Source organism: Bradyrhizobium retamae (assembly GCF_001440415.1).
GTDB classification, from domain to species: domain Bacteria; phylum Pseudomonadota; class Alphaproteobacteria; order Rhizobiales; family Xanthobacteraceae; genus Bradyrhizobium; species Bradyrhizobium retamae.
Window position 1 is genome coordinate 118,067 of the sequence record NZ_LLYA01000170.1, and the last position, 25,725, is coordinate 143,791.

The 25,725-nt window shown below is 62.9% G+C and carries 27 protein-coding genes; 12 read left to right on the top strand and 15 right to left on the bottom strand.

Annotated features, from left to right (window positions below; genetic code table 11):
• Positions 1 to 224 precede the first annotated feature (224 nt).
• From pdhA to CQ13_RS25945, 4 genes are all read left to right on the top strand, one after another.
• On the top strand, positions 225 to 1,544 hold the full coding sequence (gene pdhA, locus CQ13_RS25930) for a pyruvate dehydrogenase (acetyl-transferring) E1 component subunit alpha (protein ID WP_245309317.1): 1,320 nt from the start codon (positions 225 to 227) through the stop codon (positions 1,542 to 1,544).
• Positions 1,537 to 2,517: an alpha-ketoacid dehydrogenase subunit beta gene (locus tag CQ13_RS25935; RefSeq protein ID WP_057845662.1), complete on the top strand. Its 981-nt coding sequence runs from the start codon at positions 1,537 to 1,539 to the stop codon at positions 2,515 to 2,517. The genes pdhA and CQ13_RS25935 overlap by 8 nt, the downstream gene beginning before the upstream one ends.
• Before the next feature lie 19 nt (positions 2,518 to 2,536).
• Positions 2,537 to 3,637, top strand: coding sequence for a dihydrolipoamide acetyltransferase family protein (locus CQ13_RS25940; protein ID WP_057845663.1), 1,101 nt, complete (start codon positions 2,537 to 2,539; stop codon positions 3,635 to 3,637).
• Between the two features lie 96 nt (positions 3,638 to 3,733).
• Positions 3,734 to 4,027 (top strand): GYD domain-containing protein, encoded by a 294-nt coding sequence (locus CQ13_RS25945; protein WP_057845664.1) that lies wholly within the window; start codon positions 3,734 to 3,736, stop codon positions 4,025 to 4,027.
• Between the two features lie 133 nt (positions 4,028 to 4,160).
• Here the strand turns inward: CQ13_RS25945 and CQ13_RS25950 are convergent, their stop codons facing one another.
• A complete protein-coding gene (locus CQ13_RS25950; RefSeq protein ID WP_057845665.1) occupies positions 4,161 to 4,508 on the bottom strand; it encodes a hypothetical protein in 348 nt (115 codons plus the stop codon).
• 295 nt (positions 4,509 to 4,803) lie between these two features.
• On the opposite strand from CQ13_RS25950, the gene CQ13_RS25955 reads away from it, so the two are divergent.
• On the top strand, positions 4,804 to 5,205 hold the full coding sequence (locus tag CQ13_RS25955; RefSeq protein ID WP_057845666.1) for a RidA family protein: 402 nt from the start codon (positions 4,804 to 4,806) through the stop codon (positions 5,203 to 5,205).
• Positions 5,206 to 5,370: 165 nt separating this feature from the next.
• On the opposite strand, the gene CQ13_RS25960 is transcribed toward CQ13_RS25955, so the two are convergent.
• Together CQ13_RS25960 and CQ13_RS25965 are read right to left on the bottom strand one after the other, a co-directional pair.
• On the bottom strand, positions 5,371 to 6,702 hold the full coding sequence (locus CQ13_RS25960; protein ID WP_082637643.1) for a DNA polymerase IV: 1,332 nt from the start codon (positions 6,700 to 6,702) through the stop codon (positions 5,371 to 5,373).
• A complete protein-coding gene (locus tag CQ13_RS25965) occupies positions 6,681 to 6,980 on the bottom strand; it encodes a DUF3572 domain-containing protein (protein WP_057845668.1) in 300 nt (99 codons plus the stop codon). The genes CQ13_RS25960 and CQ13_RS25965 overlap by 22 nt, the downstream gene beginning before the upstream one ends.
• A 229-nt stretch (positions 6,981 to 7,209) precedes the next feature.
• Between CQ13_RS25965 and CQ13_RS25970 the strand changes: the two genes are divergently transcribed.
• Both CQ13_RS25970 and CQ13_RS25975 read left to right on the top strand, forming a co-directional pair.
• A complete protein-coding gene (locus tag CQ13_RS25970) occupies positions 7,210 to 7,575 on the top strand; it encodes a response regulator (RefSeq protein WP_057845669.1) in 366 nt (121 codons plus the stop codon).
• 11 nt (positions 7,576 to 7,586) lie between these two features.
• Positions 7,587 to 8,963: a PleD family two-component system response regulator gene (locus CQ13_RS25975; protein WP_057845670.1), complete on the top strand. Its 1,377-nt coding sequence runs from the start codon at positions 7,587 to 7,589 to the stop codon at positions 8,961 to 8,963.
• A 61-nt stretch (positions 8,964 to 9,024) separates the two neighbouring features.
• Here the strand turns inward: CQ13_RS25975 and CQ13_RS25980 are convergent, their stop codons facing one another.
• A complete protein-coding gene (locus CQ13_RS25980) occupies positions 9,025 to 10,242 on the bottom strand; it encodes a serine hydrolase domain-containing protein (RefSeq protein ID WP_245309318.1) in 1,218 nt (405 codons plus the stop codon).
• 193 nt (positions 10,243 to 10,435) lie between these two features.
• Positions 10,436 to 11,041, bottom strand: coding sequence for a TetR/AcrR family transcriptional regulator (locus CQ13_RS25985; protein ID WP_057845671.1), 606 nt, complete (start codon positions 11,039 to 11,041; stop codon positions 10,436 to 10,438).
• 135 nt (positions 11,042 to 11,176) lie between these two features.
• Between CQ13_RS25985 and CQ13_RS25990 the strand changes: the two genes are divergently transcribed.
• The gene (locus CQ13_RS25990) at positions 11,177 to 12,409 is read left to right on the top strand and encodes an MFS transporter (RefSeq protein WP_057845672.1); all 1,233 of its coding nucleotides are present in this window, start codon (positions 11,177 to 11,179) and stop codon (positions 12,407 to 12,409) included.
• Between the two features lie 203 nt (positions 12,410 to 12,612).
• Here CQ13_RS25990 and rpmG read toward each other — a convergent pair whose 3' ends face one another.
• From rpmG to topA, 6 genes are all read right to left on the bottom strand, one after another.
• Positions 12,613 to 12,780, bottom strand: a complete 168-nt coding sequence (gene rpmG, locus CQ13_RS25995; RefSeq protein ID WP_027537094.1) for a 50S ribosomal protein L33 — start codon at positions 12,778 to 12,780, stop codon at positions 12,613 to 12,615.
• A gap of 124 nt (positions 12,781 to 12,904) precedes the next feature.
• Positions 12,905 to 14,230: an LLM class flavin-dependent oxidoreductase gene (locus CQ13_RS26000; protein ID WP_057845673.1), complete on the bottom strand. Its 1,326-nt coding sequence runs from the start codon at positions 14,228 to 14,230 to the stop codon at positions 12,905 to 12,907.
• Positions 14,231 to 14,438: 208 nt separating this feature from the next.
• Entirely contained in the window at positions 14,439 to 15,176 is a 738-nt protein-coding gene (locus CQ13_RS26005) for an NUDIX hydrolase (RefSeq protein WP_057845674.1), read from the bottom strand.
• Between the two features lie 196 nt (positions 15,177 to 15,372).
• Complete coding sequence (locus CQ13_RS26010) at positions 15,373 to 15,819, bottom strand: DUF983 domain-containing protein (protein ID WP_057845675.1); 447 nt, start codon at positions 15,817 to 15,819, stop codon at positions 15,373 to 15,375.
• Positions 15,807 to 18,149, bottom strand: coding sequence for a ribonuclease R (gene rnr, locus CQ13_RS26015; protein WP_057845676.1), 2,343 nt, complete (start codon positions 18,147 to 18,149; stop codon positions 15,807 to 15,809). The genes CQ13_RS26010 and rnr overlap by 13 nt, the downstream gene beginning before the upstream one ends.
• Positions 18,150 to 20,915 (bottom strand): type I DNA topoisomerase, encoded by a 2,766-nt coding sequence (gene topA, locus CQ13_RS26020; protein ID WP_057845677.1) that lies wholly within the window; start codon positions 20,913 to 20,915, stop codon positions 18,150 to 18,152. It abuts the gene before it with no gap.
• A 229-nt stretch (positions 20,916 to 21,144) separates the two neighbouring features.
• Here topA and CQ13_RS26025 point away from each other — a divergent pair, with 229 nt between their 5' ends.
• Positions 21,145 to 21,387 (top strand): hypothetical protein, encoded by a 243-nt coding sequence (locus CQ13_RS26025; RefSeq protein ID WP_057845678.1) that lies wholly within the window; start codon positions 21,145 to 21,147, stop codon positions 21,385 to 21,387.
• A gap of 77 nt (positions 21,388 to 21,464) precedes the next feature.
• Here CQ13_RS26025 and CQ13_RS26030 read toward each other — a convergent pair whose 3' ends face one another.
• Positions 21,465 to 21,941, bottom strand: a complete 477-nt coding sequence (locus CQ13_RS26030; RefSeq protein ID WP_057845679.1) for a winged helix-turn-helix transcriptional regulator — start codon at positions 21,939 to 21,941, stop codon at positions 21,465 to 21,467.
• A 111-nt stretch (positions 21,942 to 22,052) separates the two neighbouring features.
• Between CQ13_RS26030 and CQ13_RS26035 the strand changes: the two genes are divergently transcribed.
• Together CQ13_RS26035 and CQ13_RS44595 are read left to right on the top strand one after the other, a co-directional pair.
• Entirely contained in the window at positions 22,053 to 22,826 is a 774-nt protein-coding gene (locus CQ13_RS26035; RefSeq protein ID WP_057845680.1) for a glucose 1-dehydrogenase, read from the top strand.
• Between the two features lie 171 nt (positions 22,827 to 22,997).
• Positions 22,998 to 23,138 carry a hypothetical protein gene (locus CQ13_RS44595; protein ID WP_197427436.1) on the top strand — a complete coding sequence of 47 codons (141 nt, stop codon included), beginning with the start codon at positions 22,998 to 23,000 and terminating at the stop codon, positions 23,136 to 23,138.
• Positions 23,139 to 23,186: 48 nt separating this feature from the next.
• Here CQ13_RS44595 and CQ13_RS26040 read toward each other — a convergent pair whose 3' ends face one another.
• Positions 23,187 to 23,795, bottom strand: a complete 609-nt coding sequence (locus tag CQ13_RS26040; protein ID WP_057845681.1) for an FMN-dependent NADH-azoreductase — start codon at positions 23,793 to 23,795, stop codon at positions 23,187 to 23,189.
• 97 nt (positions 23,796 to 23,892) lie between these two features.
• Between CQ13_RS26040 and CQ13_RS26045 the strand changes: the two genes are divergently transcribed.
• On the top strand, positions 23,893 to 24,294 hold the full coding sequence (locus CQ13_RS26045; RefSeq protein ID WP_057845682.1) for a winged helix-turn-helix transcriptional regulator: 402 nt from the start codon (positions 23,893 to 23,895) through the stop codon (positions 24,292 to 24,294).
• Here CQ13_RS26045 and dprA read toward each other — a convergent pair.
• Both dprA and CQ13_RS45880 read right to left on the bottom strand, forming a co-directional pair.
• The gene (gene dprA / locus CQ13_RS26050) at positions 24,291 to 25,406 is read right to left on the bottom strand and encodes a DNA-processing protein DprA (RefSeq protein ID WP_057845683.1); all 1,116 of its coding nucleotides are present in this window, start codon (positions 25,404 to 25,406) and stop codon (positions 24,291 to 24,293) included. The two genes, CQ13_RS26045 and dprA, sit on opposite strands and share 4 nt — an antisense overlap.
• A gap of 67 nt (positions 25,407 to 25,473) precedes the next feature.
• Positions 25,474 to 25,683 (bottom strand): GDCCVxC domain-containing (seleno)protein, encoded by a 210-nt coding sequence (locus CQ13_RS45880; protein WP_082637644.1) that lies wholly within the window; start codon positions 25,681 to 25,683, stop codon positions 25,474 to 25,476.
• Positions 25,684 to 25,725: the final 42 nt, after the last annotated feature.

Consider the following 25,725-nt stretch of genomic DNA (forward strand, 5'->3'; position numbering starts at 1 on the left):
GACATCCTGAAAACGGTCGCGCCCGGAGATCGCGCGGGCGTCTCACACTTTTGCTTGATATCACCCGCGCGTGAAATCGCCTGGCTTCAATCCGAGCGCCTGGACAGCCGGCGCCGGAAGCGGCCCCCAGGCCTCGACCCTTTCATTCGGGGCCATCATTGCTGCGATGATTGCCTCGGCCTTTGCCGGATCCCGTTCAGCCACATAGTAGACCGAGCGAACGGGTGCACCGCCTCCCAACGGTTCAGTTGTTACCAGGACAACCTGACCATTTGCCATGGCTTGATATACCACTGACGCAGTGTCGTTTCCACGGTGGTAAAGGCCGCCCTCGCGAGCGCGGTGCAGCAACGACCATACAAGATGGTTGCCCCATCTTGTATTGTTCCGGCCCAGCACCAATTACGAATTGTGGGATGCAGAATCGCTCTGGGAGCGAGGACGTGGCCAGCAAAAAAATGTCAGACGGAGGACTTCCCGTCATCGCGCGCTTTGAGGTGCGCCACCGCAATTACCTCGCGCCAGACGGCTCGATTAACCGGCCGCTCCCTGCATTCGCCTCCGATGCCAACCTTCTCACTGCGCTCTACCGAGCGATGCTGCTGCTGCGCAACTTTGACCGAAAGGCTGTCGCATTGCAGCGCACTGGCCGGCTCGGGACGTACGCCGTTTCGCTCGGCCAAGAGGCGGTGTCGGTCGGGATAGCCAGCGCGATGCGCGCAGAGGACGTCCTGTTGCCCTCCTATCGCGATAATGGCGCGCTGATCTGGCGCGGCGTCAAGCTGGAGGAGATCCTGCTGTTCTGGGGAGGGGACGAGCGCGGCAATTGCTTCTCCGGATCGGTCGAGGATTTCCCGTTTTGCGTTCCCGTGGGGTCGCAGGCGCCGCATGCCGCCGGCGTTGCCTATGCCTTCAAGCTGCGCAAGCAGCCGCGTGTCGCCGTATGCATGTTCGGCGATGGCGCCACTTCGAAGGGTGATGTCTACGAGGCGATGAATTTTGCCGGCGTGCACAAATTGCCGGTCGTGTTCGTCGCCACCAACAATCAATGGGCCATTTCCGTCCCGTTACGACTACAGACCGGTTGCGAAACGCTGGCGCAGAAAGCCATCGCCGCGGGCTTCATCGGCGAGCAGGTGGACGGCAGCGATGTTGTGGCGATGCGCGCCGCGGCCGAAGACGCCATTGCCGCCGCTCGTGACGGCCAGGGTCCGCGTTTCATCGAGGCGGTCACCTACCGGCTCGGCGATCATACGACCTCCGATGACGCGTTACGCTATCGTTCGGCTGACGAAGTCCAGGCCCGTTGGAAAGAAGAGCCGATTACGCGCCTGAGGAGCTATCGCGTCGGCCAAAAAATGTGGAGCAAGGCGCAGGAGGAACAGCTCGCGGCGGAGTGCCATGAGCGCGTCGAGGCGGCGGTCGAGCGCTACCTGGCAACGGAGCCGCGCCGACCCGAAACCATGTTCGATCATCTCTATGCCGAGCTGCCCGAGACGTACGCCGCGCAGCGCCGCAAACTCGCGGGAGAGGGCGATGCCTGAGGTGACGTTGGTCGAGGCCGTCAATCTGGCGCTCGCCCGCGCGATGGAGGATGACCCTGATGTCGTCGTACTTGGCGAAGATGTCGGCATCAACGGCGGGGTCTTCCGCGCAACCGTTGGCCTGCAAACGCGCTTCGGCCCGGAGCGTGTCCTCGATACGCCGCTTGCCGAACTCCTGATCAGCGGGCTCTGTGTCGGCATGGCGGCGCAGGGATTGAAGCCCGTTGGCGAGATCCAGTTTATGGGGTTTCTGTATCCCTGTATCGATCAACTGGTGAATCACGCCTCCCGAATCCGCAACCGCACGCAGGGGCGGCTCACCTGCCCAATGGTTCTGCGTACGCCGCATGGAGCCGGCATTCGCGCGCCGGAACACCATTCCGAAAGCACGGAGGCGATGCTCGCCCATATCCCCGGCCTGCGCGTTGTCATGCCTTCGTCGCCGGAGCGCGCCTACGGACTGCTGCTCGCCGCGATCCGCGATCCCGATCCGGTGGTATTTCTGGAGCCGACCCGCCTCTACCGCGCGGCGAAAGGCGAGGTGGAAGATAACGGTGAGGCTTTGCCGCTGGATGTCGCCTTTGTCCTGCGGGAAGGCCGCGACGTCACGCTGATTAGCTGGGGCGCGATGCTGAAGGAAACCATGGCGGCGGCCGACGCGCTGGCTGCTGACGGCATCGCCGCCGAGGTCATCGATCTCGCCACGCTCAAGCCTTACGATGAAGCCACGGTGCTCGGTTCGGTCGCAAAAACCGGGCGCTGTGTCATCGTGCACGAGGCGACACGCACCGGCGGATTCGGAGGCGAGATCGCGGCGCTGATTGCCGAGCGCGCTCTGACCTCCCTGCTCGCACCCGTGGCCCGCGTCACCGGCTACGATACGATTATTCCGATGGCGCGGCTTGAGCAACACATGATGCCATCGGCCGGTCGTATCGTCACGGCCGCGCGAAAAGCGTGCCAGTTCAGTTGATTGCCAGCGGGTTTATCCCATGCGCCAGTTCGTATTGCCGGATCTGGGAGAGGGTCTCGAAGAGGCGGAGATCGTGAACTGGCATGTCAACGAAGGCGATCACGTCGTTACCGATCAGCCACTGGTTTCGGTTGAAACCGACAAAGCCGTCGTCGAGGTGCCGTCACCGTCGAGCGGACGCATCCTGCACCTGTTTGGCGCCAAGGGAGATGTGGTGAAGGTAGGCGCGCCGCTTGTCGAGTTTGCCGAAGGCCCCGAGCAAGACACCGGCACCATTGTCGGCGAACTTGGCGGCGGCGAGCCGCCGCCGGCAGCAGTGGCGCCCTTCGGGTCAGCGGCTGGACAGAAAGCCCAAGTGTTTCCGGCGGTGCGCGCGCTCGCCCGCAAGCTCGATGTCGACCTCGATCTGGTCGAAGCCACAGGACCCGGCGGCACCATCACGCGTGCGGATGTGGAACGGGCTGCCAAGGGCTTGCCCCATACCGGACCTGCCGAACCGTTGCGCGGTTTGCGGCGGGCGATGGCTCAGCGCATGACAGCGGCTCATGCCGAGATCGTTCCGGCCAGCGTCACGGACGAGGCCGATATCGACGATTGGCGAACCGGCGAGGACGTGACAATCCGGCTGGTGCGCGCGATCGCTGTCGCCTGCAAGACGGCGCCTTCGCTCAATGCCTGGTACAATTCCGACGCCAGTGAACGGCGTCTGATCGACCGTATCGATCTCGGCATCGCCGTCGATACCGGGGGTGGTCTCATCGTTCCCGTGTTGCGCAATGTCGCGGAGCGGGAAGTATCGGACTTGCGAACCGGGCTTGACCGGATGCGGGCGGACGCCATCGCCCGCTCGATACCTCCGGGAGAACTGCGCGGAGCGACGATTACGCTATCAAACTTCGGAATGATTGGAGGCCGCTTCGCCAGCTTGATCGTCGTACCACCGCAAGTGGCGATCATAGGCGCCGGCCGGATTACCCAAGGGGTGGTCGCCTATAGAGGCCAGCCGGCGGTGAGGCGCGTGCTGCCGTTGTCGCTCACCTTCGACCATCGCGTCGTGACAGGCGGCGAAGCCGCTCGCTTCCTGGTAGCGCTCAAAGCGGACCTTGAGCAGTTTTCGTGAGACAGCCGTGCAGGGCTCCACGAGCGCCGATCCATGGATGGCCGTGAACAGTCGACCAGGAGGTTCGGTTAAGCCCGACAACCAGGGAGAGCCAGGATGGTAACTTACGTCGTGCTTGCCAACTTCACCGATCAGGGAATCCGGAGCGCAAAGGACTCGCCGAAACGGGCAGAGGCTTTCAAGAAAATGGCCGAGACCTTCGGAATTACGGTAAAGGAGCTGTTCTGGACGCAGGGACGCTATGACATTGTGACGATCCTCGATGCGCCGGATGAATTTTCCGCCATGACGCTTAGCTTGAGCCTCGGCGCCTTGGGCAATGTTCGCACCGAGTCGTTGCGAGCCTTCTCGGTGGAGGACATGACCAAGGTCGTCGGCAAGATGCTCTGACAACCGCTGCGCAAGTCGACCGTCTTCTGAAGCCGAGGGCTGGCTTTGCCGTCATACCATGAGGATGGGCCTGTTGTGCGCTCGAAAAGACGCTACGGGTGACGATGGCGAGGCTCTCATGACACGATCTGCGTCAGGCACTTGGCGACTTCTGCTCGACCTCCTGAGCAGGGGGCTGCTCCGAAAGTGCCGCTTGGCGGTCATACTGCTCAGATTCGAACTGTTCCTTGAAGATCGCTCGCAGCAACCGCCAGAGTTCGCGGTGACCAGCGGTTTGGCCGCCCTGGTTCAGATACTCCGCGATGTCCATTACGTCTGTTCGATAGTCCGCCGCGCCGCGGATACGCGGATCCAGGTAGCTCCACTCATGTTCGACGTACAAGCGCTTGGTGTCGGTGTCGAAGACCAGGTTCCAAAAATCCGACTCCGTGATTTCCGGGCCTTTGACCTGCCGATGTAACTCCCGTTTTAAAAACGCCATGTTCCGCTCCTTCCGCGTAGGGTTTCGTGGACGCATGCCGACCTACGGGCCCCTACAAGTTGGAGACTTGATAGAAATTTGATCATTCCTTGCCGGTTCAAGGCCGCTTAGTTGGTATTTTCCTTGAGGGGCGGGCAAATTCGGCGTCAGGGATTCCAAGCCCTGCAATTAAGGGGGCTCGTCCTCGGGTCAGGCCTTGGGACGCGTGCTGCGTATCCTGCAACAACCAGTCTGGTCGAGAGGATCGGACCCGGATACGCTTCGGCCGAACCATGCACGTCAGGGAGGCGCAAACATGAGCAAGCTCGAAAAACTTCGGCCAAGCGGCCTTCACCACAATCCGGCTTACTCCCACGTCGTCGCCGCCTCGGGCGCCCGCACGATTTATATCGCGGGACAAGTGTCCACCGACGAGGAGGGGCGGGTGGTCGGCGAGGGTGACATAGCCGCGCAGACGACGCAGGTGATGCACAATATTGGCCTGGCGCTGAAAGCCGCCGGTGCGAGTTACGCTGACATCGTGAAGATCACGACTTTCGTCGTCGGCTATAAACCGGAGCTCCGTCCGATCATCGGCAAAGCGCGCTCGGTTTTCTTTGAAGGCATCGAGCCGCCGGCGAGCACGCTCGTCGGTGTAACGGCGCTCGCGGCCCCTGAATGGTTGATCGAGATTGAGGCAGTGGCGGTCGTCGATTGACGTCGTCATTGCGAGCCAACGGGTCGCGCGAATGCGCGCCCCGCGACGAGCGCAATAGCGCTCGCGTAGTGATGACAGGCTCCGCGAAGCAATCCATGGCGCGGCATAACGGCTAGATGGATTGCTTCGTCGCTTTGCTGCTCGCAATGACGGGGAGGGAGCGGTCTATTCTTCCTCTTGCTCCTCCTCTTCCTTTGCCGGCCCGTTGTAGGCGATGCCCCGGATCACGGCGGCATTGCCGAACTTTTTCCGCAAATCATCCATCGCGCGCTCGGCGTGGGCCGAGCGGCGGTCGAGCATGTCGCTGTCGTCTCCTCGCGAGCCCTCGCGCAGCGCGCTGACGCCCGTGCCCATCAGGCGGAAGGCGGTGCCGTCGATCTCCCTGGCCAGCATTTCGCGCGACACCGCAAAGATCTTCGCGGCGAGCTGGGTCGGCGCCTGAATCGATTGCGAGCGGGTGCGCTGCCTGAAATCGGCAGTCTTCAGCTTCAGCGTGATGGTGCAGCCGGCAAGATTGCCGTTCTTCAGCCGGGACGACACCTTTTCCGAAAGCCGCCACAACAGCCGTTCCAGCGTGGCGAAATCGCGGATGTCGTTTTCGAATGTGGTTTCGCTCGATATCGTCTTGGCGCCGCGGTCGGGGACCACGCTGCGGTCGTCGATGCCGCGTGCCAGCCGCCACAGCCGGCGGCCTTCGCCGCCGAACTGCTTCATCAGCTCGACCTCGTCGGCGCGCTGCAGATCCGCAATGACGCGAAACCCCCGCTGCAGCAGCTTTTCCTGGGTCGCGGGACCAACGCCGTAGATGAAGCCGACCGGCTTGTCGGCGAGCATCTCGCGGGCCTCAATCTGGTCGAGGGCGGCAAAGCCGCGCGGCTTGTCGAGATCGGAGGCGATCTTGGCCAAAAACTTGTTGCAGGACAGGCCAACGGAAACGGTGATGCCAATGTTGCGCTCGACCTCGCGGGCAAAACGCGCCAGCACTTTTGCGGGGATCATGCCGTGAACGCGCTGTGTGCCGGAAAGATCGAGAAACGCCTCGTCGATCGAGAGCGGTTCCACCAGCGGCGTCAGCGTCTGCATGGCCTGCCGCACCTCGCGGCCGACGCGGACATATTTGGCCATGTTTGGCGGGATCACGGCTGCCTGGGGGCAGAGCGCCAGCGCTTTAAACATCGGCATTGCCGAGCGCACGCCGTAGGTCCGCGCGACATAACAGGCAGCCGACACCACGCCGCGCTTGCCGCCGCCGATGATCACGGGCTTGTCGGCAAGTTCCGGATTGTCGCGCTTCTCCACTGTGGCATAAAACGCGTCGCAATCGATATGCGCCAGCGTCAGCGAGGGCAGGGCGTGGTGGCGGACCAGGCGCGGGGAACCGCATTCATTGCATCGCCTTGCCTTGATATCGATGTCGCCGAGGCAATCCCGGCAGAACGCGCGCGGATCGTCTAAGGCTGGCGGCGCCTGCGCGCTCACGGCACGTCGCGCTCCCAATGCGGATCGCCGAGCACCTGGCGGGCGGCGGCGATGTTGGTCGGGTGCAGTTGCGAGGCGCTCGCAAATGCCTTCACCGTTGCGTCGTCCCGCATCACAAAATCCAGCACCGAGGCCAGAAATTGCGGGTCGGACGCGGCGGTGCGCAGTGTCTCCGGACCGATGCCGGTTTCAGCCAGGAACAAGCCTAGCCTCTCAGGATCGCCGGCAATGAAACCCAGCGCCTGAACCGCAACGATTTCAGCCACTTCGCGAGGGTTGTGAACAGGCTTTTTCAATAGATCATTTGCCTTTCCGTTAACTTATGGTCTCTAATTTGGGAACCATCATGCCCGAGTCTGCGAAGTGTGTTCAACAATCGAAACCGCTTCGTAAAAGTTGGCGCATCGATTTAACGGCTTAGAGCGAATCTGGCGCTAGTTTGAATTCAGTTTTCGACAGGGGGCGGCGTCGGTGCAAGACGTGCCGAAAGGCCGGACTTGTTTCCTGGGATGAGGGAGGGACGGGATGGCGAAAACCGTCCTGATCGTGGAGGACAACGAGCTCAACATGAAGCTCTTTCGCGATCTGTTGGAAGCGCATGGCTATCAAACCTCCGGTACCAGCAATGGTTTCGAGGCGCTCGATCTCGTCCGCAAGCTGCGCCCTGATCTGATCCTGATGGATATCCAGCTTCCGCAGGTGTCTGGCCTCGAAGTCACGCGCTGGATCAAGGACGATCCGGAGTTGCGCACCATTCCGGTGGTGGCCGTCACTGCGTTTGCGATGAAGGGCGACGAAGAGCGCATCCGCGAAGGCGGCTGCGAAGCGTATCTGTCCAAACCAATTTCCGTCGGCAAGTTTATTGAAACCGTACGGCGTTTTATCGGGTAGGGTGAGTTTCGATGTCTGCGCGTATCCTCGTCGTCGATGACGTTCCTGCGAACGTCAAGCTGCTGGAAGCCCGGCTGTCGGCTGAATATTTCGACGTGCTGACTGCTTCCAACGGCGCCGAGGCGCTCGACCTCTGTTCGCGCTCCGAATGCGACATCATCCTGCTCGACGTCATGATGCCGGACATGGACGGTTTCGAGGTCTGTCGCCGGCTGAAATCCAACCCGGCCACCCATTTCATTCCCGTCGTGATCGTCACCGCGCTCGACAGCCCATCAGATCGCGTCCGCGGGCTGGAAGCCGGAGCCGACGATTTTCTCACCAAGCCGGTGTCCGACATCGTTCTGATCGCGCGCGTTCGGTCACTGACGCGGCTGAAGATGATGACCGATGAGCTGCGCATGCGCGCCATCACCTCGCTCGAGATCGGCATGGAAGCGCCCGAGCGCAGCGCGATCGCCGACAAGGGCGTCGGCGGACGGATCCTTTTGGTCGACGACCGGCCGTCGTCCTACGAGCGGCTGGCGCCGATCCTTGCCGCCGAGCACACCGTCGACGTCGAAATCAATCCGGCGGAAGCGCTGTTTCACGCCGCTGACGGCAATTACGATTTGCTGATCGTCTCTCTCAGCCTGGAAAATTACGACGGTCTGCGACTGTGCAGCCAGGCGCGCTCGCTGGAGCGCACCCGCCAGTTGCCCATTCTCGCCATCTCCGACGCCGACAACAATGCGCGTCTGCTGCGCGGGCTCGAAATCGGCGTCAACGATTATCTGCTCCGTCCCGTCGACAAGAACGAACTGCTGGCGCGGGCGCGCACCCAAATCCGCAAGCGACGCTACACCGACCATCTGCGCGACAATGTGCAGAACTCGATCGAAATGGCGATCACCGACGCGCTGACCGGGCTTCACAATCGCCGCTACATGGAAAGCCATCTCTCGACGCTCGTCGAGCAGGCCTCGAGCCGCGGCAAGCCGCTTGCGCTGATGATCCTCGACATCGACTTCTTCAAATCCATCAACGACACCTACGGCCACGACGCCGGCGACGACGTGCTGCGCGAGTTCGCGGTGCGCATCCGCAAGTCGATCCGCGGCATCGATCTGGCCTGCCGCTATGGCGGCGAGGAATTCGTCATCGTGATGCCGGAAACCGACCTGACCGTCGCCGGCATGGTCGCCGAGCGTCTGCGCCGCTCGGTCGCCAGCGAAACCTTTGCGGTCAACAAGGGCACCAAGCGGATCGACGTCACGATTTCGATCGGCCTGGCGACGCTGGACCACAAGGGCGAGCCGGTCGCCGACGTGCTCAAGCGCGCCGACACCGCGCTCTATCGCGCCAAGCACGACGGACGGAACCGGGTGGTATCAGCGGCGGCGGCCTGAACTGTCGTGTCTGCGAACGCACTAGTGCGAACGCAGAGACGACCGCAGATCGGTTGTCGCGTCAAGCAACAACCTCGGCATTCTGCTTCACCGCCTCATACGCCAGCCGCTTGAACTCGAACGAGAACGGATGCACGAACGCCATCTGGCGCTGGGCCATCATCACGCCGGCCACGTTGCGCTTCGGCGAGATCCACCATTGGGTGCCGGCGACGCCGCCCCAATAGAGTTCGCCTGTGGCGTCCGGATGATCAAACGCCGAAGGCGTCAGGATCAATCCGCCGGCCAAGGTAAAGGCCTTGCCGGGCTGCTCTCCCATCATGGCAAAGCGGATCCACTGATCCTCGGGCAACTGGTTGGTCAGCATCAGCGCAATCGTCTCGGGCTTGAGCAGGGTCGGCCCTCCGGGCAGCAGGCTTCGGATCAGCGTGACCATGTCGGGTAGGGTTGAAACCAGGCCGCCGCCGCCGCTCAGCCTTGCGATCGGGCGCAGATAAGCGCCGGGGAAGGGCGAGTTGTCGGTTCGGGTCAATCCCGGCTTCATCGGCTCCATCGGGTCCGCACCGGCGTAATAGGCGACGAGCCGGCCCTGATCCTTTTCCGGCACGACGAAGCCGGTATCGACCATGCCGAGCGGACCCAGAATGCGCGCCTGGATGAACTTGTCGAAACTCTGGCCGCTGATGACTTCGACCAACCGCCCCAGCACGTCGGTGGCCAGCGAATATTCCCACGACGTGCCCGGCTGATAGATCAGCGGCAGGCCGGCCAGCACGTCCACCATGTCGGCCAGCGTCGTCATGGGATTGTGGACGCCGCGCTCGTTGAGCGCCTTGTAGATGGCGGTACCGGGATCGAAGAAGCCGTAGCTCAGGCCGGAGCTGTGGCTGAGCAACTGACGGATGGTGATTGAGCTCTTCGCAGGCTCGGTGTCATCCAGCGAGCTGGCGCCGGGCCGCAGCACCTTGCGATTTCCGAGCTGCGGAATGAACTTTTCGATTCCGTCGTCGAGCCTGAGTTTTCCTTCCTCGAACAGCAAGAGCACGGCGCAGGAGGTGATCAGCTTGGTGTTGGAGAAGACGCGGAAGATGTGATCGGTGCGGAGCGGCGTCTGCGCTTCCTTGTCGGCCCAGCCGACGCAATTCACGTCGACGAGGTCGCGCCCGACCATGACCGCCCAGGAAATGCCGGACAGCAGGTTGTTGTCGATATAGCGCTGCATGGCCGCGCGTGCCGGTTTGAAGTCATAACCGCTGGTGGTCACTTTCAGGTCTTCCATTTTCGCTCCCTATGCCGTCATGTTCTTGCGCGTTCGTCGCCCTGCAAACGCAGGGACCCATAACCACCGGCGCTTATTATCGTAAGAAGGTAACTACCACATCGCCTCACTGAAAAGCCACGGCGTATGGGTCCCTGCGCCCGTGTGCAATTGCGCACTAGGCAGGGACGACCGTGGAGGGGTTGGTAGCCGATCAGGACTGACGTTTTCTTGCCGCACGTTTCTTCGTGGCAGTGCTCCCGCCAATCTTCACGCCTGCATTCTTCAACAGCACCGTTGCTGCTTCCTTTGCCGCGCGCGCCATCGCGGGGTCGTTGCGCACGAGATCCTGGGCGATCGAGCCGTCGACGAGCAGAGCGAGCTGCGTCGCCAATGCGTCCGCTTGGCGGATGCCGAGTTGTACCAGCAGGCCGCGAAACCAGAGGCGGCGGCTTTCCTTAAACTCGACCGCGACCTTTCGGACCGACTGATCCTCGCCGAGTTCGGCCACCGCGTTGACGAAGGGACAGCCGCGAAAATCTTTCGCCGAAAAGCGCCGCTCCAGCGAATCGAAAGTGCCGAGAATCTGTTCGACCGGAGATTTGTCTGATGGCCGCGGCGCCACGAAGCGCCGTGCCAGATAGGCCGAGATCAGCGCGTCCTTGGACGGGAAATGATTGTAGAGCGTGCGTTTGCTGATGCCGATTTCGGCCGCAATGGTGTCGACACCGACCGCGCGAATTCCCTGCAGGTAGAACAGCCTATCCGCGGTTTCCAGAATCCGATCCTTCATCGCCGGTTTGGCGGGCAGGGTAGCCATGCGAATGCGTGGGTCGCCTCTTCCTTGACAGCAGTGCCAACCTTATAGCCAACTTACACAGATCTGTGTACCTATTTTAGATGCCAATTGCAGGACGCGGCTTTCGACTCGCGGGCGATAGGGAGAACAAAAACAATGGCCCTGCTGCAAATCCTGCGTCCGACGCTACCCATTCTGATCGGCGCATCCATCATGCTGACGCTGAGCATGGGGCTGAGGCAGTCGCTCGGCATTTTCATGCAGCCGCTGACGCAGGATATCAGAATATCGATTTCCGACTTCACGCTGGCGATCGCGGTGCAAAACCTCGCTTGGGGATTTTTGCAGCCGCTCGCTGGGGCAATGACGGTGCGCTACGGCTTTCGCGCCATCATGTTGGTCGGCGCGCTGCTCTATGTCGCCGGCCTTGCCTTGATGGCGGGGGCGAACGGCGTTCTCGCCGTCATGATCGGCGGGGGCGTGTTGATCGGCACGTCGCTGGCATGCACCGCGGCGGCGATCGCGATGTCGGTTGCGGCGCGCGCGGTGCCAGCGTCGGTGCGCTCCACAGTGCTCGGCCTGGTGTCGGGCGCCGGCTCCCTCGGCGCGCTATTGTCCGCGCCGATCGGGCAGATGCTCAATGAAGGTTACGGCTGGCGAATGGGGCTGGTCGGATTTGTGGTGCTGTCGCTGTTGATGATTCCCGCGGCCTGGTACGCGGGCAGGGTGGACAAGATCCCGTTGCCCAAGCCGACAGAAGACGAGATCGGCGACACTTCGGCCACAGCCGCAACGAAGATGGCGTTCGCCAACGCGTCTTTCGTGGTGATGACCGGCGCCTATTTCGTCTGCGGCATGCAGCTCGTCTTTCTCACCACGCACCTGCCGTCCTATCTGGCGATCTGCGGCATGGACCCGATGCTGAGCGCCCAGACGCTCGGCATGATCGGCGGCTTCAACGTGCTCGGCAGCATCTTCTTCGGCTGGGCCGGCCAGCGCTGGAACAAGCTGGCGTTGCTCGGCGGCATCTACATCTTCCGCTCGATCGCGCTCGCCTGGTATTTCACGCTGCCGCCGACGCCGGCAACCACCCTGCTGTTCGGTGCCATCATGGGCTTCCTGTGGATGGGCGTCGGCCCGCTGGTCGCGGGCGCGGTGGCGGAAATGTTCGGCCTGAAATGGCAGGCGATGATCCAGGGGCTCGCCTTCATGAGCCACCAGGTCGGCAGCTTCCTCGGCGCGTTCGGGGGCGGCGTGCTGTACGACGCGCTCGGCTCCTACACCATGGCGTGGCGGATCGGCGTCGCGCTTGGCCTGGCCGGCGGCATTGTCCAGGTCGCGTTCGCGCTGATACGGCCGAGCGGGCCACCGCAGATGCAAGCTGCGTAATCTATCCATCGTTTCCCAGATGCTGCGCAGCGCGCGCTCGGCGCGTGGTGCGCTGCTGATCAGGGGTCCATCCGCGGCCACCGTAGGTCCCGGCTCTGCGGTGCAGCACTGAAGAAGCGCTGCACCGCGTCCGGGACACGGATAGCCAAGAATCGAAAACGGGGCCGCAAGGCCCCGTTCAAAACCTTCAGCGATTGGCTCGCTTACTTGATCTTCGATTCCTTGAACTCGACGTGCTTGCGCGCGACCGGGTCGTACTTCTTCTTGACCAGCTTGTCGGTCATGGTGCGCGAATTCTTCTTGGCGACATAGTAGAAGCCGGTATCCGCCGTGGAAACGAGCTTGACCTTGATGGTGACCGCTTTGGCCATGTTCGAAACCTCAAATAGGGGGTGTCAGGCGCCGGCCGAACCGGCCTGCAGTTGCCGCGCAACCTAGCCTCGATCCGCCCAAAGTCAAGGTTTTCGGGGCAAAAACCGGCCGGATCCGAGGTGATTAACCCTCAAAGAACTGGTTTTTCGGCCTTGGCAGCCCCAAATTCTCCCGCAGCGTCTTGCCCTCATACTCTTTCCGGAAGATCCCGCGCCGCTGCAGTTCCGGCACCACCTTGTCGACGAAATCGTCCAATCCTGCCGGGAGGAACGGGAACATGATGTTAAAACCGTCGCTGCCGCGGCTGATCAGCCACTCCTCCATCTGGTCGGCGATCGTCTGCGGCGTGCCGACAAAGGACAGTCCGCCATAGCCGCCGACGCGCTGGGCGAGCTGGCGTACCGTGAGCTTGTCGCGCGCGGCGGCATCGACGAGGCGCTGGCGACCGCTCTTGCTGGCGTTGGTTTCGGGGATTTTCGGCAACGGGCCGTCGGGATCGAAGCCGGAGGCATCGGTGCCGAGCTGCACCGAGAGCGAAGCGATGGCGCTGTCGTAATGCACCATGCTGTCGAGCTTGGCCCTTTTCTCCTTGGCTTCCTCGACGCTGTCGCCGACCACGACGAAGGCGCCGGGCAGGATCTTCAGATGCTCGGGGTTGCGGCCGATCTTCTCCATGCGGCCCTTGATGTCGGCATAGAGCTTCTGCCCGTCGGCAAGGCTGCCGCCGCCGGTGAAGACGGCTTCTGCGGTTTCCGCCGCGAGCTGCTTGCCATCCTCGGACGCGCCGGCCTGCACGATCAGCGGCCAGCCTTGCACGGGGCGGGCGATGTTGAGCGGGCCGCGCACGGACAGATGTTTGCCCTTGTGATTGAGCACATGCATTTTAGCGGGATCGAAATAGAGGCCTTGTTCGACGTCGCGTGTGAAGGCGTCATCGGCAAAGGAATCCCACAGACCCGTGACCACGTCATAGAACTCGCGCGCCCGCTTGTAGCGCTCGGCGTGCTCCATGTGGTCGTCGAGCCCGAAATTGAGCGCTGCGTCCGGATTGGAGGTGGTGACGATATTCCACCCGGCGCGGCCACCTGAGATGTGATCGAGCGAGGCAAAGCGTCGGGCGACGTGGTAGGGTTCGTCGAAGGTCGTCGATCCCGTCGCGATCAGGCCGATATGTTCCGTCACGGCTGATAGCGCCGACAACAGCGTGAACGGCTCGAACGAAGTGACCGTGTGACTGCGCTTGAGCGCATTGATCGGCATGTTCAGCACGGCCAGATGATCGGCCATGAAGAACACGTCGAACTTGCCGGCTTCGAGCTTCTGGATCAGTTGCTTGACACGCGGGAAATTGAAGTTGGCATCGGGCCAGGCGCCGGGATAGCGCCACGCGCCGGTGTGGATGGAGACCGGCCGCATGAACGCGCCGAGCTTGAGTTGCCGCTGTGCCATCGCGCCGTTCCGTAGCTGTTATTGTTGGGAAAGAGATAGGCATGGGCGGCGGTGAAGCCATTGGAGAAGCGCAGAAGAATATTTTGTTTTTGCGCGGAGTCTCAACACGACTGTCATTCCGGGATGCGCGTAGCGCAGACCCGGAAATCTCGAGATTTCGGGTTCATCGCTCCGCGATGCCCCGGAATGGCGCAGAGAGAGCAGGGCCTTACGCCCCCAGCACGTCCTTCTGCATCTTACCGCCGTAGAAATGAAAGAACGGCACCGGCGCGTCGTGGCGCAAGGGGCCGGTCGCAAGGCGGCGGTCGAGTTCGGCGAGCACGTTCTTGGTCATGGCGTGCGCGTCGGCCAGTGGCTGCGAGCCGATCTCGACCCACACCAGCTCCACCAGTTCGGCATCGGCATGGATCACGCCTTCGACGCGATGGGCGATGGCTGACGCATCGGCCGTGAAGAAGCGCGTATCAAAACGGCGGACGCGGCCGGGCGGGGTGATGGCGCGCGCGATCAGGAACAGGCCGGATGGATCGGGCAAGAGGCCTGCTTCCGCAAACGGTTTCCACGCGCCGTCTAGCTTGACGGGCTTGTCGACCTTGCATCCGAGGCAGAGGCCGGTTTCCTCGCAGGCCTCGCGAATCGCAGCAACCGCCAACGCGCGCGCCCGCGATGGTGCGATCTTCGGACTGCCTTTGAGCAGGTTGGCCTCGAGCTCTGGGGAAATCGGTGCGGCCACCGGGATGCGGTTGTCCGACTTGTCGACACGTCCGCCCGGGAAAACATATTTGCCCGGCATGAACACCACCTTGTCGTGGCGCTTTCCAACCAGAACTTTCGGTTTGTCACCGGAGCGGTCGATCAGGATCAGCGTCGCTGCATCCTTGGGCCGGAAATAGGGATGATGATCGGCTTCTTTTTCTTCCTTTACGGCGGTCGCGACGTCGCTCATTCCATCCCCATCTTTGGTGCTTTCTTGTTACTACCGGTCTAGCTAGACTAGCGCCCCGTTTCCGAAGTTCGCGATCTCTCGCGGCCCCAGTTTCGCGAACTTCGGAAATAAGGGGGCGCTAGCAAACTTAGATTTTCAGTGCCGTTTTTCGATTTGAAGTTCCTAGCGTGAGCCCGCGGCAACTACTGTAGGAACGTCAAATCGGCGGCACTGACGGGATGTCGCTAGGGGCATTTTCGTCAAAGCCGTGCATGCGCAGCGCCCATTGAATGCCGACCACCGCGCCCTTGATTGGCTGCAACAGCACAAGCGAGGAGACCAGCGTCGCCGGCAGATACATCGCCAGTTGCAGCCACACCGCGGGCGAGTAGTTGGTTTCGATCCATAGCGCCACTGGCACCACGATGTGGCCGACGATGACGATGACGAGGTAGGCCGGCAGATCGTCGGCGCGGTGCGGAGTAAAATCGAGCCCGCACTTGGAGCAATTATCGGCAGTCTTCAGGAAAGCGCGAAACATCTTTCCTTCGCCGCAACGCGGACAGCGGCAACGGAGGCCGCGCTTCATCGCGGTCCAGAGGTCACGCTTCTCGGCCAGCGCGGTGTCCCGGGTCCATGTCGTCGCGGCGTTCACCGTTTCCATGACTTGCCCTTCTTCGATTTGCCGGGCTTGGCTTTGCCCGACTTACCCTTGTGAGGCTTGCGAACCTTGTCGCGCGGGCTGCGGCCCGGATGCGATTTCGATGGCTTTGCCGATGCCTTCGCGCCGTCGCGTTTTCTGCCGCGCGGAATGAGCTGGCCTTCCGACAACAGTTCGAACCGCAACGCGCCGGCTACCGGTGCAGCTTCTACCAGACGCACGTCGACAACGTCACCCAACCGGTGCATGGCACCGCTGCGTGAGCCGACGAGCGCGTGACGCGTCTCGTCATAATTGTAGTACTCGGTGCCGAGCGTGCGGATCGGGATCAGCCCGTCGGCGCCGGTATTCGAAAGCTTCACAAACAGGCCGGCGCGCGTAACGCCCGAGATGCGGCCTTGAAAAGTCGCGCCGATGCGGTCGGCGAGGAAATGCGCGATCAGCCGGTCGGCGGTTTCGCGCTCCGCCTTCATGGCCCGCCGCTCGGTCAGCGAGATCTGCGCCGCGATCTCGCTCAGTGTCTCCAGCGTTTCGCTCTCCGGCAACGCGCCTTCACCGAGATCGAGCGCGCGGATCAGCGCGCGATGCACGATCAGATCAGCGTATCGCCTGATGGGCGAGGTGAAATGGGCGTAGCGACGCAGATTGAGGCCGAAATGGCCGTAATTCTCCGCCGAATATTCCGCCTGCGCCTGCGAGCGCAGTACCACCTCGTTCACCAGCGGCTCATAATCCTCGCCGCGGACCTGGCCCAGCACCCGATTGAACAGCGAGGGTCGTAGCGCGCCGGTCTTCGCAAACGGCAGGTCGAGCGTTTTCAGGAATTCCTGTAGATTATGAACCTTCTCCAAGGTCGGTTCGTCATGCACCCGATAGATAAGCGGCAGAGCCTTCTTTTCAAGCATTTCGGCCGCGGCGACGTTGGCGAGGATCATGAATTCCTCGATCAACCGGTGCGCGTCGAGACGTTCGGGCACGATGACGCGATCGACCGTGCCGTCGGGCTTGAGCAGGATCTTTCGCTCGGGCAGATCGAGATCGAGCGGATCGCGTTCGTCGCGCGCGAGCTTCACCAGCGCATAGGCCGCGTAGAGCGGCGTCAGGATCGGCTCCAGCAGCGGGCCAGTGATATCGTCGGGCCGTCCGTCGATCGCGGCCTGCGCCTGCGCGTAGTGCAGTTTCGCGGCCGAGCGCATCAGCACGCGATGAAAGCTGTGCGAGCGCTTGCGGCCGTCGGGCCCAATGACCAGCCGAACCGCGAGCGCGCCACGCGCTTCGCCCGGCACCAGCGAGCAGAGATCGTTGGAGATGCGCTCGGGCAGCATCGGCACCACGCGGTCCGGAAAATACACCGAGTTGCCGCGCGTCACCGCTTCGCGATCTAGCGCCGAGCCCGGCCGCACGTAGAAGGCGACGTCGGCAATCGCGACATGGACCACATAGCCGCCCTTGTTGTTCGGATCGGAATCGAGCGCGGCGTGCACCGCGTCGTCATGGTCCTTCGCATCAGGCGGATCGATGGTCACCAGCGGCAAATCGCGCCAGTCCTCGCGGCCTTTCAAGTCAGCAGGCTGCGCAGCCTCGGCCTCGCGCAAGGCGGATGGTGAAAACGCCTGCGGGATTTCGTGGGCGTGGATCGCGATCAGGCTGATCGCCTTTTCGCTCGACAACGAGCCGAGCCGCTCCTTCACCTTGCCGGAGGCGAGGCCATAACCGCGCGAGCGCACCAGATCGACGCTAATGAGGTCGCCATCCTCGGCGCCCGCGGTGTCCGATGGCGCGATGTTCAATTCGCGCCCGGCCTGCTTCTTGTCGACGGGAACGAGCAGGCCGCCGCCGCCAGGCAGTTTGCGGAAGATGCCGAGCACGCGCGTGCGGGCCTGGTCGATGATCTTGATGATGCGCCCGCGATAAGGGGCGCCTTCGCTATCATCGGCCTTCTCGATCCGCAACATGGCTCGGTCGCCGACACCCGCCGCCGTGCCGGGTTGCAGACGGCGCGGGACGTGGATGCGGATCTTCGGCGCGGGGCCGCTTTGTTCTGTGTCCCATTCGGTGGGAGTGGCGAGCAGTTCGCCGTCGGTATCGCGCCCGGTGATGTCGGCGATCACGGTCGGGGGCAGGAGGGCCGTCTCGTGAATCTTCCGGCCCCGCTTGGCGATGGCACCTTCGTCGGCGAGCTCGCGCAGGATACGTTTCAGTTCGGCGCGGTCGGCATTCTTCAGGCCGAACTCGCGGGCTATCTCGCGGGTGCCGACCTTGCCCGGGTGGGCACGAACAAAGGCGACGATGGCGTCCCGGGCCGGAAAGCCATGGTCGTGTTTTCTCTTCACTTATCCTCGCGCCTTGCCCGCGCGCTTTTTCGCGGGCGTCTTGGGTGCAGTGGGCTTCGCCGCCGATGTCTTGGCGGCGGAGGCGACCGGCGCGCGCGCCTTGCTCACGGCCTCCGATTTAGGCTTCGCGGCCGGCTTCTTCGCCAGCGCCTTCTTGGCGGGCTTCGGCGCATCGGGATCTGCAGCCTTGCTGGCAGTCTTGGCGGCAGCCTTCTTCGGTGCGGCCTTCTTGGCGCCGCGCTTCGGCTTGCCGCCGCCCTTGGCGGCGCGTTCGTCGATCAGCGCGATGGCTTCGGCCAGCGTGATCGTCTCCGGCGTCTTGTCGCTCGGGATCGTGGCGTTGACGCCGCCTGCGGTAACATAGGCGCCGTAGCGGCCGTTCTTGACGGCGACGCCGCCAAGGCTCGGATGCTCGCCGAGCGGCTTGCCGGGATCGGCGCCGAAGCGGCGGCCGCTCGGGCCTTTTGCGATCTTCTCTGCGATCAGGGTCACCGCGCGATTGAGGCCGATGTCGAACACCTCGTCGCCGGCTTCAAGACTCGCATAGGTCTTCTCGTGACGCACAAACGGGCCGAAGCGGCCGATGCCGGCGGTGATCGGCTGGCCGCTTTCCGGATGCTTGCCGATCTCACGCGGCAGCGACAGCAGCTTCAGCGCCAGATCGAGCTCCATGTCGCCGGGCGACATGTTCTTCGGGATGCCGGCGCGCTTGGGCTTTTCGCCCTCGGGATAGTCCTTCTGCTCGCCGAGCTGGATGTAGGGGCCGAAGCGGCCGGCCTTCACCGTCACGTCGAGATCGGTTTCGGGATCCTTGCCGAGAACGCGGTCGGCGCTCGCCTCGGAGTCGGCCGCCAGCGGACGGGTATAGCGGCATTCCGGATAGTTCGAGCAGCCGACGAAGGCGCCGAACTTGCCGGCTTTCAGATTGAGCCGGCCGGTGCCGCAGGTCGGGCACTGCCTGATGTCGCCGCCATCGGCGCGGGCGGGGTAGATGTGCGGCCCCAACATGTCGTCGAGCGCATCCAGCACCTCGGCGACGCGCAGATCCTTGATGTCGTTGACCGCGGCGATGAAGCCGGTCCAGAAATCCTGCAGCACCTGCTGCCAGGAAATCTCGTTGTTGGAGATGCGGTCGAGCTGTTCTTCCAGCGCGGCGGTGAAGTCATACTCCACATAGCGCGAGAAGAAGTTTTCCAGGAAGGCGACCACGACGCGGCCCTTGTCCTCGCCATGCAGCCGCTTCTTCTCCAGCTTGACGTAACCGCGATCTTTCAGGACCTGCAGGATCGAGGCGTAGGTCGAGGGACGGCCGATACCGAGCTCTTCCATCCGCTTGACCAGCGAGGCCTCCGAGAAGCGTGGCGGCGGCTCGGTGAAATGCTGGGTAACGGCAAGCGCCTGCCGCTTCAAGGCTTCGCCTTCGCTCATGGCGGGGAGGCGGCGGGAATCCTCGTCGTCACCGTCGTCGTCCTTGCCTTCCTGATAGAGCGCGAGAAAGCCGTCGAACTTGATGACCTGGCCCGAAGCGCGCAGCTCCAACACACGGGAGCCGGCTTTCGCCGCGATATCCACGGTGGTGCGTTCGAGCTCGGCCGATTCCATCTGGCTCGCGATGGTGCGGATCCAGATCAGCTCATAGAGTTTCGCCTGATCGGGATCGAGGCGGCGGCGCATCTCGGCAGGCCGGCGCGACAGATCGGTCGGGCGGATCGCTTCGTGCGCTTCCTGCGCGTTCTTGGCCTTGGTCTGGTACTGGCGCGGCGCGTCGGGGACATAGGCGTTGCCGTAATCCTCGCCGATCACCTTGCGGGCTTGGGTGATCGCCGAGCCGTCGATCTGCACGCCGTCGGTTCGCATATAGGTGATGAGGCCGGTGGTCTCGCCGCCGATGTCGATACCTTCGTAGAGGCGCTGCGCGACCCGCATGGTGTGCGCCGGCGCAAAGCCGAGCTTGCGGCTGGCTTCCTGCTGCAGCGTCGAGGTGGTGAAGGGGGCCTGCGGATTGCGGCGCGCGGGTTTTGCTTCGACGGTCGAAACCGTGAAGTTCGCCGCTTCAATGGCCTTCTTGAGGTCTTCGGCTTCGGCGCCGGAGCCGATGTCGAGCCGCTGGATCTTCTTGCCGTCGGCGCCGACGAGGCGCGCCTCAAAGCTGTCGCCACGCGGCGTGGTCAGGGTCGCGACCAACGACCAGTATTCGCGCGGGACGAATTTTTCGATTTCGAGTTCGCGGTCGCAGACCAGCCGCAGGGCGACTGATTGCACGCGGCCGGCCGACCGCGCGCCCGGCAGCTTGCGCCAGAGCACCGGCGAGAGCGTGAAACCGACCAGATAGTCCAGCGCGCGGCGCGCCATATAGGCGTCGACCAGCGCGCCGTCGATCTGGCGCGGCGCCTTCATGGCATCGGTCACCGCCTGCTTGGTGATGGCGTTGAACACCACGCGCTCGATCTTCTGATCCTTCAGCGCGCGTTTCTCTTTCATCACCTCCAGCACGTGCCAGGAGATCGCTTCGCCCTCGCGATCAGGGTCGGTTGCGAGAATCAGTCGGCTGGCGCCCTTCAGGGCCTTGGCGATGTCGTTGAGCCGGCCGGCCGCCTTGGGATCGACCTCCCAGATCATCTGAAAATTGGCGTCCGGATCGACGGAACCGTTCTTGGCGGGGAGGTCGCGGACATGGCCGAACGAGGCCAGAACCTCGTAGGAGGCGCCCAAATACTTATTGATCGTCTTGGCTTTCGCCGGCGACTCCACGATGACGATATTCATGTCATTCCAATGGCTTACGGGAAAAGATAAAGGCGGGTTCCGCGAGACTCGCGGCCCACCGATTGGCCCGAACATGGGTGGTGAGGCGGCCCCTGTCAAATCGGCAGATGCCGCCAGGGAACCTTTCGCTATCCACTTATATCTGAGGAGTTGCGAAATGCGCCCTAGAGTTGCGCCTCCAAAGGGGTTATTTCTGGGTAATATTTTGTGTCGTTAGGATGCAAATTTTTTGAGCAAGGCTGCGGGCGGCCGGAAGCGGAAGGCTTCAGGCAAGAAACCGGAATCGCCAACCGAAGAACGAGGTGAGGAAGGCGGCCCCGACGAGGCCGTGGCCTTCATTGCGGAGACCGTTGCCGAACTGGTCAAGCTCGCGGAGCGCCATCGGCTCGAGGTGCTCAGCCATTTGCTCGGCATGGCGCAGCTCGAGGCGGAAGAGCGCCTGCGCACCCGCAGCAAACGCAAGCTCTCGTGAGAGTTCAAACCGACGGCAGTCTCCCACGGGGCACTCTTCCTTTCCCCGCAAGAACGGGAGAGGGAGAAGAAGGTCGGCTACGCCGTAAGCCGCCCGCCTTGCTTCACCACCGCCCGTGGCTTCAGCGCGGTATCCCCCGCACTCAATAGCCGCCCATCCTGCGAGTAGAGTTCGAGTTTGCGAACCGGCTTACCCTTTTCCTTGTCGACCAAGATGGTGGCGATCTCTTCCGGGTGCTCGTCGAACTCCTCGCTCCATTGCCGCAGGGCGACCAGGATAGGGAAGACGCCACGGCCTTTCAGCGTCAGCAGATATTCCTGATAGGCGCTGCCGTCGGAAGCGGGCGCGGTTTTCAGAATGCCCTGATCGACCAGCGCGCGCAGCCGCACCGTGAGGATGTTCTTGGCGAGCCCCAGTCTCTTCTGGAATTCGCTGAAGCGGCTGATGCCAAACAGCGCCTCGCGAATGATCAGCATCGACCACCAGTCGCCGATCGCATCCAGCGAGCGCGCGATCGGGCAATCGTCATGCTCAAAGCTGGTTCGTTTCACCATTTCAGTCTCCGATCGGTTTGAGACCGATCACGGCTTTGTGTGGTTGCAATATTAAACCAGATGCCCTAGCTAATCAATCTAGTTTAATAATGCAACCATAGGGGACATGCCATGAGGCTCGCGAACAAGACGGCGTTGATCACAGGGGGCAACAGTGGCATTGGCCTCGCGACCGCAAAACTGTTCGTGGCCGAAGGTGCCCGGGTCGTCATAACCGGACGGAATCAGGCAACGCTTGATGCCGCTGCGAAAGAATTGGGCCCAAACGCGCTGGCGCTCGCGGCTGACGCCACCGACATCGCGGCGACCGAAGCTGCGATCGGGAAGGGGGCCGAAAAGTTCGGCAAATATGACATCCTGTTCGCCAATGCCGGGATCGCCGGTGGCACGCCGCTAGGTGACTCAACCCTCGAGGCGTTCGAGAAGGTCATCAGCACCAACCTGACCGGCGTGTTCTTCACCGTGCAATCGGCGCTGCCGCATCTCAACGACAACGCCTCGATCATTCTCAACGGCTCGGTGATCTCGGTGCTCGGAATCCCCGGCTATTCGGCCTATGGGGCGGCCAAGGCCGGCGTGCGTGCGATGGCGCGGATCATGGCTTCGGAATTGTCGCCGCGTGGCATCCGCGTCAACGTGGTGGCGCCCGGCGCGATTCGCACCCCGATCTGGGGGGCGGCGATCGCCACGCCGGAAGCCGAAAAGGCGTTTGAAAAGCGCATCGCGTTGTCGACGCCGCTCGGCCGGATCGGCGAACCCGAGCATATTTCCAAGACGGTCCTGTTCCTCGCTTCCGACGATTCCGCCCATGTACAGGGCCAGGAGTTGTTCGTCGACGGCGGCGCCACGGCCTCTCCAAGCGGTGCGCCAATCTATCGGGGGTAAGCAGATCCCGGCACGATCCAAGCCGGTCAGCGGTCTAATCTCGTCGCGCTGACGGGCTCCGGCGCCCTGCGGCGGATTGGCGCGGAGCCAGAACGCGCATTGAACCCGGCGTGTAACTGCAGGACATTTTGAGGCAGGCGTTCTTGCCAATCAAAGAACCGGAGAGCCGTCATGCCGAAAACCGCTGGCATCTCCTCATCGGCGTCGCAAAGCTCGGATACCGCTCAACTTGTTTCAGTCGCTCTGTTTTCCGGGGTAGGTCTGCTGATCTCGCTGGTCGCCGTTATCCTCCGCATCAACGGCGTCTTCTGATCGAGCGGCTGCCGTCGCGCCTAGCGGCGGCAACCGCTCTCGCTCCAACTACGCCGCGTGTAGGTCGCTCGCGGCCCTCAGCGCGCCGGCGACGGCTTTTTCGCGGTGCTCCGGGCCGACCTGAATGCCATCGGCGGAAATGAATTCGGGATTCCTGATGCCGATGAAGCCGAATACCCAGCGCAAATAGGTTTCGAGATGTTCGCCGAGCGCGGCCGGCGTGCCCGGGCCGTAATAGCCACCGCGCGAGATCGCGACGATGACGCGCTTGTTGCCGGCCAGCCCCTGGACACCTTGGGCATCGTATTTGAAGGTCTTCCCCGCGACCAGGATACGGTCGATCCAGGCCTTGAGCTGGCTCGGTATCGTGAAATTGTACATGGGCGCGCCGATCACGACGATGTCGGCGGCCAGAAACTCTTCCAGGACAGCCTGACCGGCGGCGATATCCTCCCGCAATGCAGCTTCCGGGGCCGCTCCCTGGCCGGCAGCGAGGTGTGAGCCGGTGAGATGCGCCAGCGGGGTCAGCGTAAGATCACGGTAGCCGACTTCGAGGCCGGGGGTGGATTGACGGAGGCGGTCGACGATGGCGGCGGAAACCTGGCGGCTGACGGAGTGGGGGCCGAGAACGCTGGAATCGAGATGCAGAAGCTTCATGAGGGGTCACCCTTGGTATACGTTTGTAACTGGCGCTATATGAGTGACTGTCGTAAGGTCCCGCAAGAACGCACATTTTTTACACCCGAGCACATCCATGAGACCCGAGCACAAAAAAGTGCCTGCCCTGCCAGCCGGTCCCCACCTCGACAGTGACTGCCGCGGCGCCGCATCCGTGCTGGCGCGGGTCGGCGATAAATGGAGCGTGTTCGTGATCATGATGCTTGGCGATGGCCCGAAGCGCTTCAACGAGATCAAGCGCATGATCGGCGGCATCTCGCAGCGCATGCTGACGCTGACGCTGCGCGGATTGGAACGCGATGGTCTTGTGACGCGAACTGTGTTTCCAACCATTCCGCCGCGTGTCGACTACGAATTGACCGATCTGGGACGTGGCTTATCCAAGCCGGTGAAAGCTCTCGGCACCTGGGCGATCGAGCATCAGCCAGAGATTCAACATGCGCGGATGAAGTTCGACGCACGCAGCGAGAAGGACTAAATCAGCGACACCAGCCCGCCGCCGTGACGCTCCAGCCGTCCGGCGAGTTCGAGTTCGAGCAGCACTGTGCGAACGATGGTGGGCGAGAGGCCCGACATCCGGATCAGATCGTCGAGGCTGACTGGGCTCGGTCCCAGCAGCGCAACGATGTGCTCGCGTTCGCCTGGATCGGTGTCGAAGTCGAGCGGCTCGTCGTCCTCGCGCGCCTCGAGCGTGATCGGCCGTTCGAGGATCGGCTGAATGGCGTTGATGACGTCGTTCGCTTCGGTGACCAGCGCTGCGCCCTGCTTGATCAGATCGTTGGTGCCGGCGGCGCGCGGATCGAGCGGCGAGCCGGGCACCGCGAACACTTCGCGGCCCTGTTCGGCAGCCATCCGCGCCGTGATCAGCGATCCCGACCGATGCGCGGCCTCGATCACGACGACGCCGAGCGAGGCGCCCGAGATCAGGCGGTTGCGGCGTGGAAAGTCGCGGGCGCGTGGCACGTGGCCGAGCGGCATCTCGGAAATCGCTCCGCCTTGTTTGAGCAAGATCGCCAGCAAATCTTGATGCTCCGGTGGATAGATCCGGTCGTGGCCGCCGGCCAACGCCGCGACCGTGCCGCTTTCGATCGTCGCGCGATGCGCGGCCTGATCGATGCCGCGCGCCAGCCCGGAGATGACGACGAAGCCGGCGTCGCCGAGGTCGCGCGCCAATTGGCCGGCGAATTTCAATCCGGCGCCGGAAGCGTTGCGCGAGCCGACGATCGCGATCATCGGCCGCATCAGCGCGTCGGGCGTGCCGCGCACGCCGAGCAGCGGCGGCGGATCGTCGAGGGTCGCCAGCCGCGGCGGGTAAGCGGCTTCGCCCGGCGCCACCAGCGAAACGCCGATCTTGCTCGCCGCCGCGATCTCGGCCCGCGCTTGCTCTTCGCTGCAGATACGCCCCGAACGCGCAGCGCCGCCACGCCGCGCCAGATCGGGCAGCCGCTCCAGCGCCGCGCGCGCATTGCCAAAATGACTGATAAGCGAGTTGAAGGTGCGCGGGCCGACATTGTCGCTGCGGATCAGCCGCAGCCGGTCGATCCGCTCGGCGTCGGTGAGGTGAAGGGTTTGTGGCGTCCGGTCATGCATGCGGACACAGCTTTGCCCAACCTGAGATTGCGATCAACCTGTTTGACGTAAAAACGTCCTGAGCTTGCTAGCTGCAGCAGGCACCTTTGCCGCTTTCCTGAACGGGAGGACACGGCACGGAGCCGTACGAGCAGAACACGCAGCAGTCTCCCGCCAGCGGTTTCAGCCTCTCGCCGCAGCCTTTACAGATATACAAAAACTGGCAGGCGTCCGTTGGCATTTGCTCATCGGATTGATGGTTGCAGCGCGGACAGGTCAGGATGGATTCAAGCTGCATCACGACACACGGACAACTTTGACAGCGGCGGATCAATCATAT

Excerpts from the sequence above, each read along its gene's own strand:
- CQ13_RS25935 (WP_057845662.1), top strand. The coding sequence starts at position 1,537 with ATGCCTGAGGTGACGTTGGTCGAGGCCGTCAATCTGGCGCTCGCCCGC.
- CQ13_RS25940 (WP_057845663.1), top strand. The coding sequence starts at position 2,537 with ATGCGCCAGTTCGTATTGCCGGATCTGGGAGAGGGTCTCGAAGAGGCG.
- CQ13_RS25945 (WP_057845664.1), top strand. The coding sequence starts at position 3,734 with ATGGTAACTTACGTCGTGCTTGCCAACTTCACCGATCAGGGAATCCGG.
- CQ13_RS25950 (WP_057845665.1), bottom strand. The coding sequence starts at position 4,508 with ATGGCGTTTTTAAAACGGGAGTTACATCGGCAGGTCAAAGGCCCGGAA.
- CQ13_RS25955 (WP_057845666.1), top strand. The coding sequence starts at position 4,804 with ATGAGCAAGCTCGAAAAACTTCGGCCAAGCGGCCTTCACCACAATCCG.
- CQ13_RS25970 (WP_057845669.1), top strand. The coding sequence starts at position 7,210 with ATGGCGAAAACCGTCCTGATCGTGGAGGACAACGAGCTCAACATGAAG.
- CQ13_RS25975 (WP_057845670.1), top strand. The coding sequence starts at position 7,587 with ATGTCTGCGCGTATCCTCGTCGTCGATGACGTTCCTGCGAACGTCAAG.
- CQ13_RS25980 (WP_245309318.1), bottom strand. The coding sequence starts at position 10,242 with ATGGAAGACCTGAAAGTGACCACCAGCGGTTATGACTTCAAACCGGCA.
- CQ13_RS25985 (WP_057845671.1), bottom strand. The coding sequence starts at position 11,041 with ATGGCTACCCTGCCCGCCAAACCGGCGATGAAGGATCGGATTCTGGAA.
- CQ13_RS25990 (WP_057845672.1), top strand. The coding sequence starts at position 11,177 with ATGGCCCTGCTGCAAATCCTGCGTCCGACGCTACCCATTCTGATCGGC.
- rpmG (WP_027537094.1), bottom strand. The coding sequence starts at position 12,780 with ATGGCCAAAGCGGTCACCATCAAGGTCAAGCTCGTTTCCACGGCGGAT.
- CQ13_RS26000 (WP_057845673.1), bottom strand. The coding sequence starts at position 14,230 with ATGGCACAGCGGCAACTCAAGCTCGGCGCGTTCATGCGGCCGGTCTCC.
- CQ13_RS26005 (WP_057845674.1), bottom strand. The coding sequence starts at position 15,176 with ATGAGCGACGTCGCGACCGCCGTAAAGGAAGAAAAAGAAGCCGATCAT.
- CQ13_RS26010 (WP_057845675.1), bottom strand. The coding sequence starts at position 15,819 with ATGGAAACGGTGAACGCCGCGACGACATGGACCCGGGACACCGCGCTG.
- topA (WP_057845677.1), bottom strand. The coding sequence starts at position 20,915 with ATGAATATCGTCATCGTGGAGTCGCCGGCGAAAGCCAAGACGATCAAT.
- CQ13_RS26030 (WP_057845679.1), bottom strand. The coding sequence starts at position 21,941 with ATGGTGAAACGAACCAGCTTTGAGCATGACGATTGCCCGATCGCGCGC.
- CQ13_RS26035 (WP_057845680.1), top strand. The coding sequence starts at position 22,053 with ATGAGGCTCGCGAACAAGACGGCGTTGATCACAGGGGGCAACAGTGGC.
- CQ13_RS44595 (WP_197427436.1), top strand. The coding sequence starts at position 22,998 with ATGCCGAAAACCGCTGGCATCTCCTCATCGGCGTCGCAAAGCTCGGAT.
- CQ13_RS26040 (WP_057845681.1), bottom strand. The coding sequence starts at position 23,795 with ATGAAGCTTCTGCATCTCGATTCCAGCGTTCTCGGCCCCCACTCCGTC.
- CQ13_RS26045 (WP_057845682.1), top strand. The coding sequence starts at position 23,893 with ATGAGACCCGAGCACAAAAAAGTGCCTGCCCTGCCAGCCGGTCCCCAC.
- dprA (WP_057845683.1), bottom strand. The coding sequence starts at position 25,406 with ATGCATGACCGGACGCCACAAACCCTTCACCTCACCGACGCCGAGCGG.
- CQ13_RS45880 (WP_082637644.1), bottom strand. The coding sequence starts at position 25,683 with ATGCAGCTTGAATCCATCCTGACCTGTCCGCGCTGCAACCATCAATCC.